Raw genomic sequence first — 18,000 nt, forward strand, 5'->3', positions numbered from 1 at the left:
CCCTCTCAATTAAGGAAACACAATGATATCCTACACTAAATGCTTACAAAGGAGCGTTTATATGAGAGAGAAAATACGTAAAACCGTGCTTACCACAGCAATCTGCCTCGTTCTGGGCGGGGGAGCGCTATACGGGTTCGCAGCATCTGATTCTGCCCCGGCGGTACACCGGCTGCGTCTAAGTGAGGACGAGCCTGCGCGGTATTTGCAAGGGTTGGAGTCTGTGACTCAAGATCAGCTGGAGCTGTCCCTTGGCGATCAGAGCCGTCCGGGTAATTATATCAGCATCCCTAATCATACAGAATTGCTATGGAGGAAGCCGGTGCCGACTCCGGAAGGTGAAGGGGAGCTGATCAAGTTCGTACAGGGGGGAAGCGCGGTCTATCCTGCTCCTGAAGTTACTTATTATTGGCTGTGTTATCAACGTCCCGGCAAGAGTGACAGCGATGATACGGTCACCTACTATATAGAAGCAAAAGTATTGGGGCAAGATGAAGAGGCTGCGGAAGCAGAGCTGCTAAAGCTGGCTGAAAACTGGGAAATTCCCGGTTAACCCGGATTTAATTGTGAACAACATGTGAACTGTAGTATATTGAGGATAGAATTCATCCGTCTGATGAGGGAGGCATACTCTATGTCCATTGCAACAACGATGATTATCCGGCTTGAAATCCGCAAGGCCGAAGCTTCTTTTGGTGATGTGGCGTCCAGGCTGGCAGCAGCCGGCGGCGATATTGTAGCGATTGACGTAATCCGTGGCGGCAAGGATGTGACGACCCGTGACCTGACTGTGAATGTGCAGGATGCGGCGAATGAAGAGATTATAAGTGTGCTGAAGAATATGCCTGGAATCAAAGTCATCAATGTCTCCGACCGAACCTTCCTGGCCCATCTCGGCGGCAAAATCGAGGTTACCCCGAAGATGCCGATCAAGAACCGGGAGGATCTGTCGCTGGTGTATACCCCTGGTGTGGCACGTGTCTGTACGGCGATTGCCGAAGATCCGTCCAAGGCGTATTCCCTGACGATGAAAAGAAATACGGTAGCGGTCGTCACCGACGGCACCGCAGTACTGGGGCTTGGCGATATCGGACCGGAGGCGGCGATGCCGGTGATGGAGGGCAAGGCCATGCTGTTCAAGCAGCTGGCGGATATTGACGGGTTCCCGCTGTGTCTGGATACCAAGGACCCGGAAGAAATCATTCAGATTGTGAAAGCGGTTGCTCCCGGCTTCGGAGGGATCAATCTGGAAGACATCAGCTCTCCGCGCTGCTTCGAGATTGAACGGCGGCTGTCGGCGGAGCTGGATATTCCAGTCTTCCATGATGACCAGCACGGAACGGCAGTAGTTGCTCTGGCCGGATTGCTGAACGCGCTCCAGGTCGTGGAGAAGTCGATTGCAGACTCCAGAATTGTAGTCGTCGGCATCGGTGCGGCAGGTGTGTCGATCTGCCGTCTGCTGCTGGCGGCTGGCGCGAAGCAGCTCTACGCAGTAGACAAGGAAGGGATTCTGAACCGCAGCGAAGCCTACACCAATGCTGAATGGAGCTGGCTGGCAGAAGCCACGAATCCTGAGAATCTGAGCGGAGGACTGGACGAGGCGGTGCGGGGGGCAGATGTCTTCATCGGCGTATCCAGAGGAGGAATTCTGCAGGTTAGCCATTTGCAGAGCATGGCCCAGGACAGCATCGTGTTCGCTATGGCTAATCCGTCCCCGGAGATTGAACCGGATCTGGCGGAGCCTTACGTCCGGGTGCTGGCAACCGGCAGAAGCGATTACCCTAACCAGATTAATAACGTGCTGTGTTTTCCGGGGATTTTCCGCGGGGCCCTGGATTGCCGGGCGAAGACGGTGAATCTGGAGATGAAGCTGGCAGCGGCGCAGGCCATTGCAGCAGTGGTGCACCCGGATGAGCGGAATGAGCAATATATTATTCCGAGTATTTTCAACGAAAAGGTTGTGGAGCAGGTACGTCTGGCTGTCATCCGGGCCGCTATCGCTACCGGCATCGCCCGGCGCATCCCGCCGGATGTGAGCTGAGGAGCACGCTGAGCATTAGGAAGGTGAACAAGCTGTGGCCTTAGGCTGCGGCTTTGTTTGCGTCTGCTTTTGCGCAGGAGTATATAGTTGACCAATGTGGGAGCCGGGATGCCAGGGGCCTGGGAGCGATGGGTTGTGGACTACGGCTTACGCCGGTGCTTATGGGAGAGGTGGGAGGGGACGACTGGCAGGAATTAGATGGATTTTGTACACTTGCTGGTGGCTGTTTGGGGCATGGAGCGCCAACAATTGGATTAACAACACTTAATTATCGTAATTCAAGTAAAGCGTTCAAAAGTTGAGTTAACAGTTGTGCTTTTTCCACTTGTTTCCCGGAAATCCCCGAAATTCGAGAAAATAAGATACGTTTGTCCACTTGCTTCCTACCGGAGGATTGGAATCCTTTAAAATCAGGCTTTGCTGTTTATATATAAGGGGCAGCATGGTAAAATATACAAATGGATACAATGATTCTTTCATTCAGGAGGGCTTATGTACCGCAGAATTCATATTATGGGAGCTTCCGGGGCGGGAACGACAACCTTGGGCAAGGCGCTGGCGGCGAGGCTTCCGCATGTTCAGTTGGATAGTGACGATTACTACTGGGAACAGAAATACAGCATCAAGAGCGATGTTGCCGCACGTCTGAGCAGACTGGAGATGGACTTGAAGCGCAATGAGCCTTGGATTCTGTCCGGTGCGCTCTGTGGATGGGGTGATCCGCTGCGCGACACCTTTGACCTAGTGATTTTCCTGTGGATTCCTGAGCAGGTTCGTCTGGATCGGCTGCGGGCGCGGGAGTATGAACGATACGGTGATGAAGGTCTGCCGGGAGGATATAAATATGAGGATGTACAGGAGTTCATGGCTTGGGCGGCGCTGTATGATACGGCAGGACCGGAGGTCCGCAGCCGGACGCTGCATGAGGAGTGGATGGCTGGACTAAGCGGCGATCTTTTGCGGCTGGAAGGAGACCTTATGGTGGAGGAACGGGTGGAGGCAGTACTGCAATACATGTCACGTTCACGCTAATTCAATCTATGGGAAAAGGGGGCTGACCATGAGGAAGATACTGCGTGCGCTGCTGCTTCCGGCAATTCTGCTATTGCTGCTGACGTCCTGCAATACGGAAACGACCCATTTCAACTATACCTTCAAGGGCGAGGGGGACACCTGGTCGGGTGTCTATAAGCAGGAGGCCAGCCAGAAGCTGATTACGAAGAAGGATAAAGTGACAAGTGAAAGCTCCAAACAATATACCTTCGATTTGAAATACAAGGGTGAGCAGTCTGATCTCGAAAAGATTAAACAGATGAAATATACTTACAAAGGCAAAGGAAGCGGCGGTAGCCAGAATATCGAGGCCCCAGTTCTTGCAGGAATGCTAAAAATGGGCGGTTCTGGAACTGGCACTATAGAGAAAGAGGACTCCGTCATTAAAGTCACTGTCGATTGGGACGGGAAGAGTGAGGAGTTTGAGCTCAAGAATGAGAAGTAGGGAGGCAACCTGCCATGGTAACGATAGAACAAATTGAATTCGCATCACTGGGAGCACTGAACACACTCTACGATGAATTAATAGGCGGGCCGACGGACCCGGTGAAGCTGGAAACCGCTTATCGGACAATCCGGGAGGATGAGCGGTATGTGCTGCTGGGTGCTTTTGTAGACGGGGAGTTGTTAGGCTCGATGATGGGGATTGTCTGCCAGGACCTGGTGGGCGATTGCCGCCCGTTCATGGTGATTGAGAATGTGGTCGTGTCTTCGCGCGCACGGCGGCAGGGGCTTGGCAAGAAACTGATGACTGCGATCGAAGCGATTGCGCATGAACGGGACTGTTACTATATCATTTTCGTGTCGGGGGAGAAGCGGAAGGAAGCACATATTTTCTATGAGGCGATGGGGTACAGGGAAGAGAAGGTTGAGGGATACCGCAAGCATCTCAGCTCGCATTAGGGTGCATAGAGGACATAAATGTTTGGAGAAACTGAAAATTGCCCCGGCATATTCTGGCCTGAAATAGCAGTGTCCGTGCGAATGACATTGTTATGGAGCCAAATTGAGGGCCATCATCTTCGAAAATTCATCCTCTGAAATGCTACCCAAGAGCGGCATGAAGGTCTGGTCTATTGTATTATGTACAATCAAAAGGTGGAAAACCATAGCTTTTTCGCCATCAATTGTACTTCATACATTAGATTTTCGGATATTTGCCTGAAATGGACCCTTTTAAGAAATTCTATTGCAGCAAATACATTAGAATGCGTTTTGGAGCGCTTTTTTTCCGATTCTACTGTACATAATGCAATTACCTGGCGGGAAATCTAAGAATGACGGAGAGTGGAATGCTCCTTCGTATATACTGGACAACATACTTTTTACTAAAATTGCACAACCAAGAGCAGGGAATGTCTCCCTGCTCTTATTTTAAGTTTGACCATCTCCATGATAGCGCTTTATAATCCGTTCATAGTGGCTAGGGCCAGAGGTCAAGACTACAGAAAGCGGGGGAGAATCATGAATCCAATATGCAAGGTGCTGATTGTGGACGATGAAATCCTGGTCCGGCAAGGGATTAAATATGTGCTGGACTGGGAGCAGGAAGGTTTTCAGATCGTGGGTGAAGCGGCCAACGGGCGGGAAGCGCTGAATTCGCTGCAGACCCTGCAGCCGCATATCATCATTACGGATATTGTCATGCCGGTGATGGATGGCGAGGAGTTAACCCGGCTGGTGAAGCGCGATTATCCGGCTACCGAGGTGATTGTGCTAAGCAGCTTCAGCGAGTTCCATTATGTGCGCTCGACGTTCCAGCATGGGGTGGCGGACTATATTCTGAAGCCGAAGCTGGAAGCCGGGGCCTTATTGCAGGTGTTAAAAAAAACCCGGGACCGCATCCCGGAACTGAGTGCCGCCGGAGGACAAACGGAGGCAGCAGCGCAGCCGCTGGATACCCTGCTCGGCCGGATGCTGGCCGGTTACCGGCTGCCGCCGGAGAGCGAAGCGTATGTGAAGCAGCAGCTTCCGCATCACGCCTTCGCGCTGCTGGGCTGGGAACCGGTGCAGCAAGCACCGGGCGGCGAAGCCATGAACCATACCGCCATAAACGCGGTCAGCAGCGACAACGCTATGAATCATACCGCTATTAACGCAGTCAACAGCAGCAATGCCATGAACCGTATCAACATCAATACTGCCAGCAACGCAGCCAATGCACAAGAGGCCGCATCCGCCACCGTCATCACCACTATCACCAGTGAACTAAACCAGTGTGTACCGGGACGGGTGCAGTGTATTATTCCAGTCGCAGAGCCTTCGGGCACTACATTCATGCTGATCAATCTGGAGGAAGCCCATTGGCCGCAGCTGCTAAAGGCTGTACACCAGTCGGCCGATACGATGGCCGGGCAGGAAGTGGAGCTGCGTCTGACGCTCAGCCGGAGATTCAGTTCCCTCAGCGAGCTTGCGGCCGTCCAGCAGGAGAGCAATGCGAGACTACAGCAGTGCCGGTTTTTCCGGCCGGAGCAGACCCTGCTAATCCAGGAAAAACGTCCGGATCCGGAGACTCCGTTGCCGAAGTTCAATCTGGCGCAATTCACCGAGCAGTTGAAGCGTCAGCAGCTGGCGGAAGCATTCGGTGACCTGCATCAGCATGTGGATGCGCTCAGCCGCCAGAATGATGGAGACGTGTATCAGTTTAAGTCCTTCCTGGGCAATATTATCTTCAATATTACGAATCAGTTCAGTCATCTGCAGGAGCTGGAGGAGGGGAAATACGGCCTGTTCCGGGCCATCGATGAAGCGGGCACGGCCGAGCAGGCCATGCAGATTCTGGATGATTACCTGCGTCGGATCATGGAGCTGACTGCATCGGCAGCGCCGGCACCGGGCGGCAATGCCAGTATGACGAAGCTGCTTCAGTACATAGAGGAGCATTATGCTGAGCCATTAACCCTTACGGAGCTGGCCCGTCATTTTCATTTCAATCCTTCCTATCTGTCGAGCCTGTTCACGACCTACAATCACGAGGGCTTCAAAGAGCATCTCAACACGGTCCGCACGGGCAGGGCGGCAGAGCTGCTGCGGGCCGGGGAGGCACCCATAGCGGAGATTAGCAGCATGGTCGGATATGGCGATCACAGCTATTTTTGCAAAGTGTTCAAGAAATATTACGGCTTGTCCCCGAGCGGCTACCGGCGTCAGCATTACGGGCAGGAGTAGAGCGTATGCGCAGATACTGGGAGCGGTTCAAATTTCACAGCCTGTTCATCAAAATCTTCCTCGTTATGCTGTTCAGCATCATCGCCGTAGCCATCGCCTCCTCCTGGACGACCGTCCGCATGTCGGAGAAGCTGTTCATGAATACGTTCAGCATTACGAATTCCAAGGTGATCAGCCAGATTAAGGCGAGCTTTGAAGCTTTTCATTATTCGATCGTTACGGCTACTAATAATACCCAGCTGAGTGGCACGATCCGTTCCTTCCTGTCTGAGGAGGACTCGGACTCCCTGCGGATGCTGCGGACCTATTACAATATGACCACGCAGATGAAGAAGATTCAGTCCACGCTCGATGCCTACCAGGTCGGGATCAAAATCATGGGCAAAAATGGCCGCAGCTACTCCACCAACACGAACAATCTGCTGATGAGTGACCGGGAGCTGCAGCAGCATGAGCTGACACGTAATACTTTGGCTGAACCGAAACGGCTGATGTATCAGTTCTATGAAGAGACGATGCCGGATTCGGCGCAGAAGGAAGCGGTGATTGTAGGCAGCAAAGCGTTGATGGACCGGACGACCGGCGATATTTACGGGACGCTGTATTTTACCATTCATGAAAAGGATTTCCGCTCCTTCTACGGCAGCTTTGTCAGTACCGGGAACGATGTGGTGATCCTGAATAAGCAGGGGATGATAGTGTCCAGCAACCGTAGTGATCTGATGGGCCAGCGGGCAGAGGATCTATTGCAGGTGGCGAGGCAGATTGAGGAGCAGCAGCTTGCTTACCAGAACACCGATTTCCAGGGCACCGATTCGATTCTGATTGCGGATTACCTGCCGTCTTATGATTTCTATATTGTGAACCTGATCGATAAGCAGACGGCCCTCGGCCAGATGGTCAACGGTAAAATGGTCGTGCTCTTCTGCTCAGCCATCGTGGCCGTGGCCCTGATCGTGGTGTTCCTGATCTTCAGAAGGCTGACCCGGTCGCTCACGCTGCTTACCCGGCAGATGTCCAAGATCACCGAGCGTAACTTCCACAATTACATTACGGTTACGGGAAGCTTTGAATTTCAGGAGCTGGGTCATGCCTATAACTATATGCTGGACGAGCTGAATGAATATGTCGAGAAGCTGGTGGAGACGCAGAAGGAGCAGCGGAATGCCGAGCTTGCGGCCTTGCAGCATCAGATTAACCCGCATTTTCTGTACAATACGCTGGCTTCGGTCAACTTCCTGGTGCAGCAGGGCAGTCAGGAGAAGGCGGTGCAGACGATTCATGCCCTGATCTCGATGCTGCAGAATGCGCTGAGCAATGTCAGTGAGAGCATTACGGTGACGCAGGAACTGGAGAATCTGAAATCCTATGTCTTCATCAACCATGTGCGGTACGGCGAACGGATCCGGGTGAATTTCTTCGTCTCCCCGGATTGTATGGACTGTCATCTGCCGAAGCTGATTATTCAGCCGTTCATTGAGAATGCCTTCTTCCATGCGTTTACGCGCAAAAGCGGCGGATATATCCATATCCTCATCTCCCAGGATGCCGGATCTCTGCTCTGTGAGGTGGTGGATAACGGGGACGGGATGGATACTGGAGCGGCTGATCTGCCTATGTCGAGCCTTGCGGGGAAGCGCCAGCTGTTCACCGGAATCGGTATCCGCAATGTGCATGACCGGCTGGTGCTGATGTACGGTGAAGAATATGGAGTCACCATTAAGAGTGCGCCGGGGGAGGGGACTGCGATCCGAATCCGCCTGCCGCTGATGAAGAAGTGAGATTATTACCATTTTCCAAAAAAAGAACAAACGGCAATCAAGGTAACGCTTACAATCAGGCGATAAAATGACCAATCCCCATAAAGTAAGTTCTAACGGCTCCCCGGGGGCGGGTGATAAGATTATTTATGTAATAAATAAGCGCTTACATTCAAGCGAGAGACAGTAAAGCGCATTAAAGGGGAGGCTTACCAATGAAAAAAGGCTTTGCGTTAGTCCTGATTTGCCTGCTTCTGCTTACGGCCTGCAGCTCGAACTCCGGGTCGAAGAACACCAGCAATAGCGCTGCGGACACGGGAAAGACAGAGAATACAGCAGCTACAGAGCCTGCACAGGCGAAGGAAATCACCATTTGGGCTTGGGACCCTGCATTCAACATCGCTGCACTGGAAGTGGCCAAAGCAGAATATGCCAAGACGAACCCGGATGTGAAAATTAACATTGTGGAATATGCACAGGCGGATATTATCCAGAAGCTGAACACGGGGCTAAATTCCGGAACCACCAAGGGTCTGCCGAACATCGTGCTGATTGAGGATTACCGTTCCCAGAGCTTCCTGCAATCGTACAAGGATTCCTTCTACGATCTGAGCAGCTCGATCAAGGGCGCTGACTTCGCAGATTACAAAAGCGGGCCGACCAGCCTGGACGGGAAGCAGTACGGGGTTCCCTTTGACTCCGGCGTTACCGGACTCTATGTCAGAACGGACTATCTGGAGCAGGCAGGCTTCAAGCTGGCCGATCTGCAGGATATCGACTGGAAGCAATATATTGAAATCGGCAAAGCCGTGAAAGAGAAAACCGGCAAAGCGCTGATTACGCTGGACCCGAACGACCTCGGGCTGATCCGGGTGATGATTCAATCCGCAGGCGAGTGGTATCTGAAGGAAGACGGCAAAACGCCGAACCTGGCGGGGAATGCACCGCTTAAGGAAGCTTTTGAAATCTATAAGGAACTGACTGAATCAAACGTAGCTAAGGTACATGCAGACTGGAGTCAGTTCGTAGCCGCCCTGAACAGCGGCGATGTAGCCTCCGTGCCGACAGGCAACTGGATCACCCCTTCGATTACGGCTGAAGCTTCTCAATCCGGCAAGTGGGGAATCGCACCGCTTCCTAAGCTGACTGCGAACAAATCCGTTCATGCCTCGAACCTGGGCGGAAGCTCCTGGTATGTCATGAATGTGGACGGTAAGGAGACGGCAGCAGACTTCATGGCGAAGACCTTCGGCTCGAATGTGGAAATGTACCAGAAGCTGCTCACGGACATCGGTGTCATCGGTAGCTTCAAAGCGGCTGCGGGCGGAGAGGCTTACAGCCAGGCTAATGAATTCTTCAGCGGCCAGAAGGTTGTATCGGATTTCGCCGCCTGGACGGAGCAGATTCCCAGCGTCAATTACGGAATCAACACGTATGCGATTGAAGACATTCTGATTGTAGAGATGCAGAATTATCTGAACGGCAAGGATATTGACAGCGTGCTGAGCGATGCCCAGGCCCAGGCCGAGTCACAGATTAAATAGTTAGCTCTCATACAGTGACCTTGGGCGTGGCCTGCAGCTTCCGGGAGTTCAGGAGGCGGGCGGCGCCCGGGGTTTATTTTAAATGATAAGGAAAGGACTGGGCAGCTGTGCATCAAACAAATTCCAAACTTAGGTTCCGCACTAAAAGCGTGTTGACCGGATGGTCCTTCGTCCTGCTTGCGGTCATTCTGATCTTCGTCTTCTATTTCTATCCGATGCTTCAGGCACTTATTCTGTCGTTCCAGACGGGAACGGGCAGCAATCTTACCTTCACCGGCTTCGATAACTATTCACGGCTTCTGTCTGACAAAACATTTATTGTATCGGTTAAAAACACCTTCATCTATCTGCTGGTTCAGGTGCCGCTGATGATCATCCTCGCGCTGTTTATCTCGGTGCTGCTGAATGACAGTAAGCTGAGATTCAAGGGGTTTTTCCGGACGGCGATCTTCCTGCCCTGTGTCACTTCACTGGTTGCGTATTCTGTGGTATTCAAGTATTTGTTCTCCGGCAATGGCCTGGTGAATACGATGCTGCTGAAGCTCCATCTGGTCAGTGCCCCAATTGAATGGATCACCGATCCGTTCTGGGCCAAAATCACCATTATCATAGCGATCACTTGGCGCTGGACGGGTTACAATATGATTTTTTACCTGTCAGCCCTGCAAAATATCGATCACTCCATCTACGAGGCCGCCCGGATTGACGGAGCTTCGGCTTCCCGCCAGTTCTTCGGAATTACGGTCCCGCTGCTGAAGCCGATCATCCTGTTCACCTCGATTACCTCAACCATCGGGACGCTGCAATTGTTCGACGAGGTCATGAATATCACGAAGGGCGGCCCGGGCAACGCGACCCAGACGATCTCCCAGTACATCTACAATTTGTCGTTCAAATATGCAGCAGACTTCGGCTATGCAGCCACCGTATCGTATTCGATCGTCATTATGATCGCGCTGCTGTCGTTCATCCAGTTCAAAGTGGCAGGTGATAAGAATGGCTAAAAGTAAACGTTTCTTCATGTATCTGTTCCTGAGCATCGCGGCTATTGTCTCCATCTTTCCATTCCTGTGGATGGTCGTCAGCTCGACGAACCAGTCGGTGGATGTCACCCGCGGGCGTCTGCTGCCGGGCACTCATCTGCTGGAGAATCTGCGTAAGCTGCTGGACACCACGGACCTGCAGTTATCCCTGATGAATTCAGCGAAAATCTCCATAACCACCACGCTGCTGGCGCTGCTAATTGCCTCGCTGGCCGGTTACGGCTTTGAGGTCTTCCGCAGCCGCTCGAAGGATATTGTATTCAACATTCTGCTGCTGTCGATGATGATTCCGTTCGCGGCGCTGATGATCCCGCTGTACCGGATGTTCGGGCAGATCTCGAACGTCTTCCCGTGGATGGGCATTGATACGATGACCTCGGTCATTCTACCTACGGTGACTACCGCGTTCCTGATCTTCTTTTTCCGGCAGAGCACCAAGATGTTCCCGAAGGAGCTGCTGGAGGCCGGACGGATGGATGGGCTTAGCGAGCTGGGCATCTTCCTGCGCATCTATCTGCCGACCATGAAGACGACTTACGCCGCCGGAGCGATCATTACGTTCATGTCGAGCTGGAATAACTATCTCTGGCCGCTGATCGTATTGCAGACGCCGCAGACCAAGACCATGCCGTTGCTCATCTCCACCCTCGGATCAGGCTACGCCCCGGATTACGGGATGATTATGATCGCGATTGTAATCGGCACGATTCCTACTGCGCTGGTGTTCTTCGTGATGCAGAAGCAGTTTGTGGCTGGGATGATTGGGTCGGTGAAGTGAACTTAGACACTCCGGGAGTTTGGGAATAGTCGTGGCTCCAGGGATTGTTTGGACTTTCGGCCGCTGTTAGATTTGGATTTCCTGATTTAAACCGCAGTCTGCAGTAGAAATCCAAATCTAAAGGCGGACGCTGCCGCTCCTACAGTTCCAAACATCCCCTCCGCCACTCCTCCCAAATAGGGGAGAACCAAGTTCACTAGCTGTGGGAGTAGGGCAGAGGGGAAAGGATAAAGGCAAGGGCAAGGGGATATGCTTAATTGCACTCTGTACATCTATATCGTCTGATATACCGCCGATTGTGCGTTTAGCTGTATTTCGTACAATTAAACTGTCTATATATCGGGGATCGCACGCTTTTGGGCAGATTTAGTTGTACAGACTACAGTTAGAAGGAGGAAGCCTGTCTTTATGCGGTTTTTAAGTGTACAGAATGCAACTATCACTGAAGGTTGGCTTCGAACGCAGCATCACACATTAACTTAAGGCTCCTATATTGACATATCGCAAATCATCGATATAATAAAAATTATGAACCCAATCGATGTATTTAAGGCTTTATCAAATGAATCCAGGTTACAGATCTTACATTGGCTCAAAGAGCCATACGTTCATTTTAAACCCCATGAAGGAGTGGATATGGAGGAGATTGGGGTTTGTGTAAGTCAAATAACCGACAAGCTGAACATGACTCAGTCTACGGCTTCTCAATATCTTACGATGTTGCAGCGGGCAGGATTGATCACCACAAAACGTATAGGCAAATTTACATACTATCAGAGAGACGAGGAAGCCATACGTCAGTTAGCTCAGTACACGATGAGTGAGATGTAAGAGAGATGAAACTGAGTTCTTTACACAGAATTCAGCTTTATCTTGGCAATATGATTCGACAATTCGCGATATGTTTTTTTAAATATCATATCGACAATTCACGAATTGTATATTCAAAAATATTTAAAGGAGTTGTATCATTTTATGTCTGTAAGCTGGAAAGTGTATATTTTAGCCATTGTTAGTTTCTTGGTAGGAACGTCGGAGTATATTTTGTCTGGTATTTTAGATAAGGTATCCATTTCCCTAGGTGTGTCAGTTGCTGCAGCCGGGCAATTAATTACGATTTTTTCGCTAGTCTACGCTATATTCACTCCAATTCTTATGGCTGTAACCGCAGGTATAGACAGACGGAAATTAATCATGATGGGTCTAGGCTTGTTTGTGGTATCTAACATTCTCGCCGTTCTTTTGCCCGGGTATGGATTGTTTGTAGTTGCCCGTATCATTATGGCCATAGGCGCAGGGATAGTGGTTGTTACCGCCTTAAACATTGCAGCGAAAATTGCCCCTGAGGGTAAACAAGCAAGCGCGATTGCAACGGTCGTAATGGGCTTTACAGCATCCTTAATCATTGGGGTTCCTCTTGGGCGCATTGCAGCGGATACGCTTGGCTGGAAATCTGTGTTCGGGGGTATTGCCCTTTTAGGGATTCTCGCAATGATTATACTTTCTTTCGCTATCCCGCATGTTAAGGGAGATGAACCTATTCCATTACGGCAACAATTACGTTTGCTACAAAAGCCTAAGGTCGCATTGGGACTCTCGATTACCTTCTTCTGGCTTGGCGGATATTCGGTAGCATATACGTATCTTTCACCGTATCTGCTTGAAGTATCGGGTATAAGTGATAAATATCTCAGCGGCGCTCTGCTTATATTTGGAATAGCCAGCATGATAGGCTCCAAAATCGGTGGCTTCAGCACGGACCGTTGGGGGGTTAACCGAACCTTATTCAGCGGATTGATACTTCATATTGTAATGCTGATCCTATTGTCTGTTGTGACGAATACGCTCATTGGTGTAATGGTTGTGTTATTGTTGTGGTCCTTCTCCGCATGGTCCTCTGGTCCAACGCAGCAATATCATTTAACGACAATTGAACCCGAAGCCTCAGGTGTGATGCTTGGTCTTAATCAGTCTATGATGCAGCTTGCTATGGCAGCGGGTGCTGGTATAGGTGGAGTAGCCATTGGAACGGCCTCGCTTACATCTATAACATGGATTGGTGCTGCTGGGGTTGCGATTGCTATGATCGCTACGCTCATTTTATATAGAATGAATTCTAAATCAGAGATGAATGTTCAACATTTAGTTCAAAACCAGTGAATGTTACTAACCTTATACTTCTGGTGACAAAAAAGCGGTGGCCGGTTTTTCCGGGCACCGCTTTTTTCATCCTATTCCCCGACTCTATACCAGAGCTCACAATATTCATAGCCGTCTGCGCTTGTACCATACATCTCGAAATTACCGCCGTCCAGAATCGTATAGGTTGAGGTTGGCAGCCATTCAGAGAAGATCCGGTTCTTCAATGACTGCAGATCGTACTTGCCGCTGCCGTTCCCGTCATGGAGTGTTGAGAACACGGCCCACGTAGATGCGGGAACATCAACGACAGTGTATCCGTTCACTTGGCTGCCTGGCGTTCTGTAGCACCCGATTAGATAAGGGAAGGTCGAGTTGCTTGTGAAGGTGTAGGCATCGAATGCAAAGACTGCTCCAAGTTCCTTGCAGAAATTGCCTTCGTCTCTCCAAGCCCCGCTTACCGATTGGGCTAAACTTTCGAACTCACCATTCTTGCAGATATTTTGCCAAACCTCCGGGATCGTTACGCCCGCTTCATTCGCAATAGTGTCGTACTGGTAGATGTCCTCCAGCCCATACACTTGAAAAGCATCCCGTTTCTCCATCCGGTAATTCATTCCGGTCACTCCCTTTAAGATGATTTGAAAGGAGATGCGCGGATAGGCTCTTAACTCACTTCCGGCATTACGCGCTAATGTAGGCGTCATTCCATGCAGATTGTGAAATGCACGGGAGAAGGCTTCCGGTGATTCATACCTGTACTTCAAGGCTATCTCCATCACAGTGTTTTTTCTGTCCTTTAGATCAAACGCAGCCAGCGTCAGTCTTCTGCGCCTGATATATTCGGATAACGGGACATCAAGTACAAATGAAAACATACGTTGAAACTGGTAAACTGAACATAAGGCGATTTTAGCGATTTGATCGTAGTCAATGTCTTGTTCCAGGTTATCTTCAATATAACCGATCGCCCGGTTCATTCGCTCCAGCCACTCCACGCAATCCCTCCTTTCGTAAGAAGCATATCATCCGGTAGTAATCGTAGCCTGATTATCCATGCAGCATATTGTCAGGTGGTCATCTGAGCTGGAGCCGCTTTACTTTGGGAATAGTCTTGGCTCCAGGGATCGTTTGGACTTTCGGCCGCTGCGGCTCCTACAGTTCCAAATATCCCTTCCGCCACTCCTCCCAATCCACGAAATTGAGATTTTCTTTATCCTTCAGGCTCCATTCAATTATAGTTTTCACAAGGCTCGGCGTTATAACGTTGTCATCCCACAACTTCATAGGAAACATTGAATTTTTTATCTTCCGAAACAATTAATAGTTTGATCCGTCCGTAGTCTTCATCATCTTCTTTGACATACCAGAAAAAACTCTTTTCGCCATGAACGAACTTTCTTCTTCCCTTTGTATTAATAGCCAATGTGTTCATCCCCGCATTCGTAAATAATTCTAATTCCGATGTTCCACTTCAAGAAAAAATTAATATCCTCAATCGAATCAAGAATTCTCCATTCATATTCTTTATTCTCACGAAGCTCTCTCAGAACAATGGGTTTAACGATGTGTTTCTCTAATTGTCCCTTTGTCCTTGCAATATATGCGAATCCCAAAATAGCATTAGCCCGAACAGCAGCTGATTCATGGTTAGAGAGCCGGGCACAAATATCTTGAGCGAACTTCCAGTTCGAATGGTATTCACCGACAGAAAGAGGGAGCGTCAGAAGATCAGCGGTGTCATTTCTTTTTAGACGGTCCTTTATCTCCTCGCTGGAGAGATCATTGAGCGGTTTATAAATTCTGGACATTTTTAGTATAATTCTCCTTCATCCCCTTGTACTTTGGCATTAAGTTCAATTGCAATCTCCTTCATCTTATCAATCACATTGCCTTCATCGGCTCCGGAAACTGTAAGTCTACCATTAGAATAACGAAAAGGAACCGTTACTTCATCAACCTTCCATATGAAAAAATCACCACTTATTGATATTTGAAATGGGCCAGATGTTGTGAAAATATTCGAATACTCGAAATCATTTTTATTCAAAAATATATCCTTTAACTCGTCAAGTGAAATGGGGTTTTCCGTACTCTCTGTCCAATGATTTGCTCTTGTAATATGAATATCATAGCTCATAATAATAATCTCCTTTGCAATAACTTCACTCTAATTATAAATATCTCAAGTCAGTATTCAAACGGCTTTTACGTGTTCAAGCTGAGAAAAGGCATGTCACGAAAATGACACTGCATCCCTGTGCCGGTTGTTAGATTTTAGTAGAGAGGCGCAACTGATGCGGAAATTTGGAGTAATAAGAAAGATGATAGAAAAATATGAAATAGAGGAAAAGAGAGGATGTTTGGGATGAAGACAGGTAAAAAAGTGTTGACAGCCTTACTGGCTGCGGGGTTGAGCTTCGCCATGTTGACGGGTATGAATCCGGGAAAGGTAGAGGCAGCGGCTAAGAAATACCCTGCGCTTCTGAAAATCAACGATTATTATGTGCTCTATACGGCACCGAAGGCACCATATGTGGATGCCAACTACCGGACGATGATCCCGCTTCGCTCCATTAGCGAGCTGATGGGGGCGAAGGTCAGCTATGATGCCAAGGCTAGAACGGCTGCCATCGAAAAGGATAGTGTAACAGTTAAGTTCACAATTGGTTCCAAATCTATTTCGGTTAACGGAGTTGCCGGGTCGATGGACACGGTTCCGGTGATGGAGCAGAATTCGATGTTCATTCCGGTCAGTGTGCTGGCCGGACGTCTGGGCATTGTGAGCAAATGGGATCAGGCGAATCAGCTCTACACGCTGACGGGTGAAACCCTGATGCAGACGGATATCATCAAGCTTTCTTTAGAGGACACTGAGAAAGGACCCTTCACTTCCCCACCGGGGAAGATCATTAGCGATGATGCGTTCCGGCCAGTGTCTTACACCTTTGACCCTGTAAAAGGCAGCTTCACGGTGAAGGCGAAGAATATAACAGGTAAGGATGTTTCTGAAGGAGCGGCGGATGTAGCAGCGTATATACTTTATGATGATCAATTGATTCAGTTTCCGGCGCAGAAGCGGGAAAGACCAGCTGTTCGTAAGGATGGAACGATTGAGGTTACCGTTAAAACCGAAACACCGAGTACTCCTGCTTATTTACTTGTAAAAGGACGCCTGCTCGACGTCTCAGGGAAGTAAAGAAACAATCAGAGGTGAGCATGTGAAAGATATACTGGCGATCAAAAAAGCTGTAAGCACTTTGAGTGAAGATGAAGTGAAGTTGTATTTGATTCGGATTCTGGTGCAGATCGGACGGGTAAAGGAGCAGAGTAAGCTGCTTGAAGGGCCGCTCGAACAACAGATCGCAGAACCCGTTGCCTCACTGCTGGAATACTACACGAGTCTGATTGAACTTCCGGCCAAACGGGCATTCTGGGACCCCACGCCGGATTGTACCCATGTACATATTTTGTGCGGTGACTCTTTCACCGGCAGTGTGAAAGAGGCATTGAGAGGACTCGGATGGATTGATACACACAAGCTTGTTACGATGCGGGAGAATTACGCTATAGGTCCATTAGGCGAACTGGATACGCCAGTGGGCAGGAAGCTCCGCAGCGACTGGTTCCTCCAAAATATAACGGAAAACTATAATGTCTCATATGATTGTGAAGAAGAGTATACGGAGCTGCTGGACAATCTGGAGCAGATTTCTGCACAGGCCAAGATTATAATCTGGACCAGTGGCAATGCTTGCGAGCAGACCGGGCTGCGTCTTATTGCTCATCTGTTGGGGAACAGACCGAACGAGATCATAGTGTGTGATGCCTGCGCAATCTGTGAGGAACTGTTCAACCGGCCGGATGCTTATATAAATTACTATCATTCCGGTGAGATTCCGTCAGACAAGCTTAGGGAAGCGCTTCTGCGGATTAATGACGGCAGCAGGCTAACTGCCGTGGATATTGCGCGGCTGTCTCAGGAATGGAAGGAGATCACCAGGCAGTCCGGCGTCCTGCGAATCTGGCATGAGGATACTGTGCTGGAAGTACCCGCTGATTACTACGACAGCTATCTGCTGGAGAAGCTGGACTCGCTTCAGCCGCCGCCAGGGGATGATGGATTCCTGAAATCAGCCCGGCTAGTCGGAGAGGCGCTCGGATACTGCGAGCAGTATGTCGGTGATGCTTATTTTGAGTACAGGGTGAGAGAGTTGATCTATAGCGGGGTGCTGGAGATCAAGGGCATTCCCACAGCGATGAGATTCTATAGCATCCGGCGCAGGAAAGGGTAAGGTATATAGAAGCACTAAAGAATTTAACAAAAAGCAAAAGAATCTGAGAGGGATTTTGGAACTCTGGGGGCGATAGCACCCGCTATGTCACGGGATTTTCCGCTTTATAAGAAGCATTAATGCAATCAACAAAAAGCAAAAAGAAGCGGAGGGGAAATTTGGAACTGGAGGAGCGATAG

Annotated in this window: 18 protein-coding genes; 14 read left to right on the forward strand and 4 right to left on the reverse strand. The window is 49.8% G+C overall.

Going from position 1 to position 18,000, the window contains the following annotated elements:
* The first annotated feature begins 61 nt into the window (after nucleotides 1–61).
* From NYE26_RS11265 to NYE26_RS11320, 12 genes are all read left to right on the forward strand, one after another.
* A complete protein-coding gene (locus tag NYE26_RS11265; RefSeq protein WP_339255838.1) occupies nucleotides 62–553 on the forward strand; it encodes a hypothetical protein in 492 nt (163 codons plus the stop codon).
* 81 nt (nucleotides 554–634) lie between these two features.
* On the forward strand, nucleotides 635–2,041 hold the full coding sequence (locus NYE26_RS11270) for an NAD-dependent malic enzyme (protein ID WP_339255840.1): 1,407 nt from the start codon (nucleotides 635–637) through the stop codon (nucleotides 2,039–2,041).
* 492 nt (nucleotides 2,042–2,533) lie between these two features.
* Nucleotides 2,534–3,073 carry an AAA family ATPase gene (locus tag NYE26_RS11275; RefSeq protein ID WP_339255842.1) on the forward strand — a complete coding sequence of 180 codons (540 nt, stop codon included), beginning with the start codon at nucleotides 2,534–2,536 and terminating at the stop codon, nucleotides 3,071–3,073.
* A 28-nt stretch (nucleotides 3,074–3,101) separates the two neighbouring features.
* Nucleotides 3,102–3,539, forward strand: a complete 438-nt coding sequence (locus tag NYE26_RS11280; protein WP_339255844.1) for a hypothetical protein — start codon at nucleotides 3,102–3,104, stop codon at nucleotides 3,537–3,539.
* A 14-nt stretch (nucleotides 3,540–3,553) separates the two neighbouring features.
* Nucleotides 3,554–3,997 (forward strand): GNAT family N-acetyltransferase, encoded by a 444-nt coding sequence (locus NYE26_RS11285; RefSeq protein ID WP_339255846.1) that lies wholly within the window; start codon nucleotides 3,554–3,556, stop codon nucleotides 3,995–3,997.
* A gap of 561 nt (nucleotides 3,998–4,558) precedes the next feature.
* Nucleotides 4,559–6,262 (forward strand): response regulator transcription factor, encoded by a 1,704-nt coding sequence (locus NYE26_RS11290; protein ID WP_339255848.1) that lies wholly within the window; start codon nucleotides 4,559–4,561, stop codon nucleotides 6,260–6,262.
* Nucleotides 6,263–6,267: 5 nt separating this feature from the next.
* Nucleotides 6,268–8,043, forward strand: a complete 1,776-nt coding sequence (locus tag NYE26_RS11295; protein ID WP_036729661.1) for a sensor histidine kinase — start codon at nucleotides 6,268–6,270, stop codon at nucleotides 8,041–8,043.
* A 194-nt stretch (nucleotides 8,044–8,237) separates the two neighbouring features.
* The gene (locus NYE26_RS11300; protein ID WP_339255851.1) at nucleotides 8,238–9,566 is read left to right on the forward strand and encodes an extracellular solute-binding protein; all 1,329 of its coding nucleotides are present in this window, start codon (nucleotides 8,238–8,240) and stop codon (nucleotides 9,564–9,566) included.
* Nucleotides 9,567–9,673: 107 nt separating this feature from the next.
* The gene (locus NYE26_RS11305; protein WP_209992261.1) at nucleotides 9,674–10,570 is read left to right on the forward strand and encodes a sugar ABC transporter permease; all 897 of its coding nucleotides are present in this window, start codon (nucleotides 9,674–9,676) and stop codon (nucleotides 10,568–10,570) included.
* Nucleotides 10,563–11,387, forward strand: coding sequence for a carbohydrate ABC transporter permease (locus NYE26_RS11310; protein ID WP_209879804.1), 825 nt, complete (start codon nucleotides 10,563–10,565; stop codon nucleotides 11,385–11,387). The genes NYE26_RS11305 and NYE26_RS11310 overlap by 8 nt, the downstream gene beginning before the upstream one ends.
* Before the next feature lie 528 nt (nucleotides 11,388–11,915).
* On the forward strand, nucleotides 11,916–12,218 hold the full coding sequence (locus NYE26_RS11315; protein WP_209879806.1) for a metalloregulator ArsR/SmtB family transcription factor: 303 nt from the start codon (nucleotides 11,916–11,918) through the stop codon (nucleotides 12,216–12,218).
* A 144-nt stretch (nucleotides 12,219–12,362) separates the two neighbouring features.
* The gene (locus NYE26_RS11320; RefSeq protein WP_339255855.1) at nucleotides 12,363–13,547 is read left to right on the forward strand and encodes an MFS transporter; all 1,185 of its coding nucleotides are present in this window, start codon (nucleotides 12,363–12,365) and stop codon (nucleotides 13,545–13,547) included.
* A 71-nt stretch (nucleotides 13,548–13,618) separates the two neighbouring features.
* Here the strand turns inward: NYE26_RS11320 and NYE26_RS11325 are convergent, their stop codons facing one another.
* The 4 genes from NYE26_RS11325 to NYE26_RS11340 form a co-directional block, all read right to left on the reverse strand.
* Nucleotides 13,619–14,524, reverse strand: coding sequence for a helix-turn-helix domain-containing protein (locus NYE26_RS11325; protein ID WP_339255857.1), 906 nt, complete (start codon nucleotides 14,522–14,524; stop codon nucleotides 13,619–13,621).
* Between the two features lie 272 nt (nucleotides 14,525–14,796).
* Complete coding sequence (locus tag NYE26_RS11330; protein ID WP_339255859.1) at nucleotides 14,797–14,952, reverse strand: hypothetical protein; 156 nt, start codon at nucleotides 14,950–14,952, stop codon at nucleotides 14,797–14,799.
* Complete coding sequence (locus tag NYE26_RS11335; RefSeq protein ID WP_339255861.1) at nucleotides 14,942–15,337, reverse strand: hypothetical protein; 396 nt, start codon at nucleotides 15,335–15,337, stop codon at nucleotides 14,942–14,944. The genes NYE26_RS11330 and NYE26_RS11335 overlap by 11 nt, the downstream gene beginning before the upstream one ends.
* 2 nt (nucleotides 15,338–15,339) lie before the next feature.
* A complete protein-coding gene (locus NYE26_RS11340; protein ID WP_209879819.1) occupies nucleotides 15,340–15,666 on the reverse strand; it encodes a hypothetical protein in 327 nt (108 codons plus the stop codon).
* 228 nt (nucleotides 15,667–15,894) lie between these two features.
* On the opposite strand from NYE26_RS11340, the gene NYE26_RS11345 reads away from it, so the two are divergent.
* Together NYE26_RS11345 and NYE26_RS11350 are read left to right on the forward strand one after the other, a co-directional pair.
* Nucleotides 15,895–16,725, forward strand: a complete 831-nt coding sequence (locus tag NYE26_RS11345) for a copper amine oxidase N-terminal domain-containing protein (RefSeq protein ID WP_339255863.1) — start codon at nucleotides 15,895–15,897, stop codon at nucleotides 16,723–16,725.
* 22 nt (nucleotides 16,726–16,747) lie between these two features.
* The gene (locus tag NYE26_RS11350) at nucleotides 16,748–17,821 is read left to right on the forward strand and encodes a DUF1835 domain-containing protein (protein WP_339255865.1); all 1,074 of its coding nucleotides are present in this window, start codon (nucleotides 16,748–16,750) and stop codon (nucleotides 17,819–17,821) included.
* Nucleotides 17,822–18,000: the final 179 nt, after the last annotated feature.

It is taken from the genome of Paenibacillus sp. FSL P2-0136 (assembly GCF_037975325.1).
GTDB lineage: Bacteria > Bacillota > Bacilli > Paenibacillales > Paenibacillaceae > Paenibacillus_AQ > Paenibacillus_AQ silagei.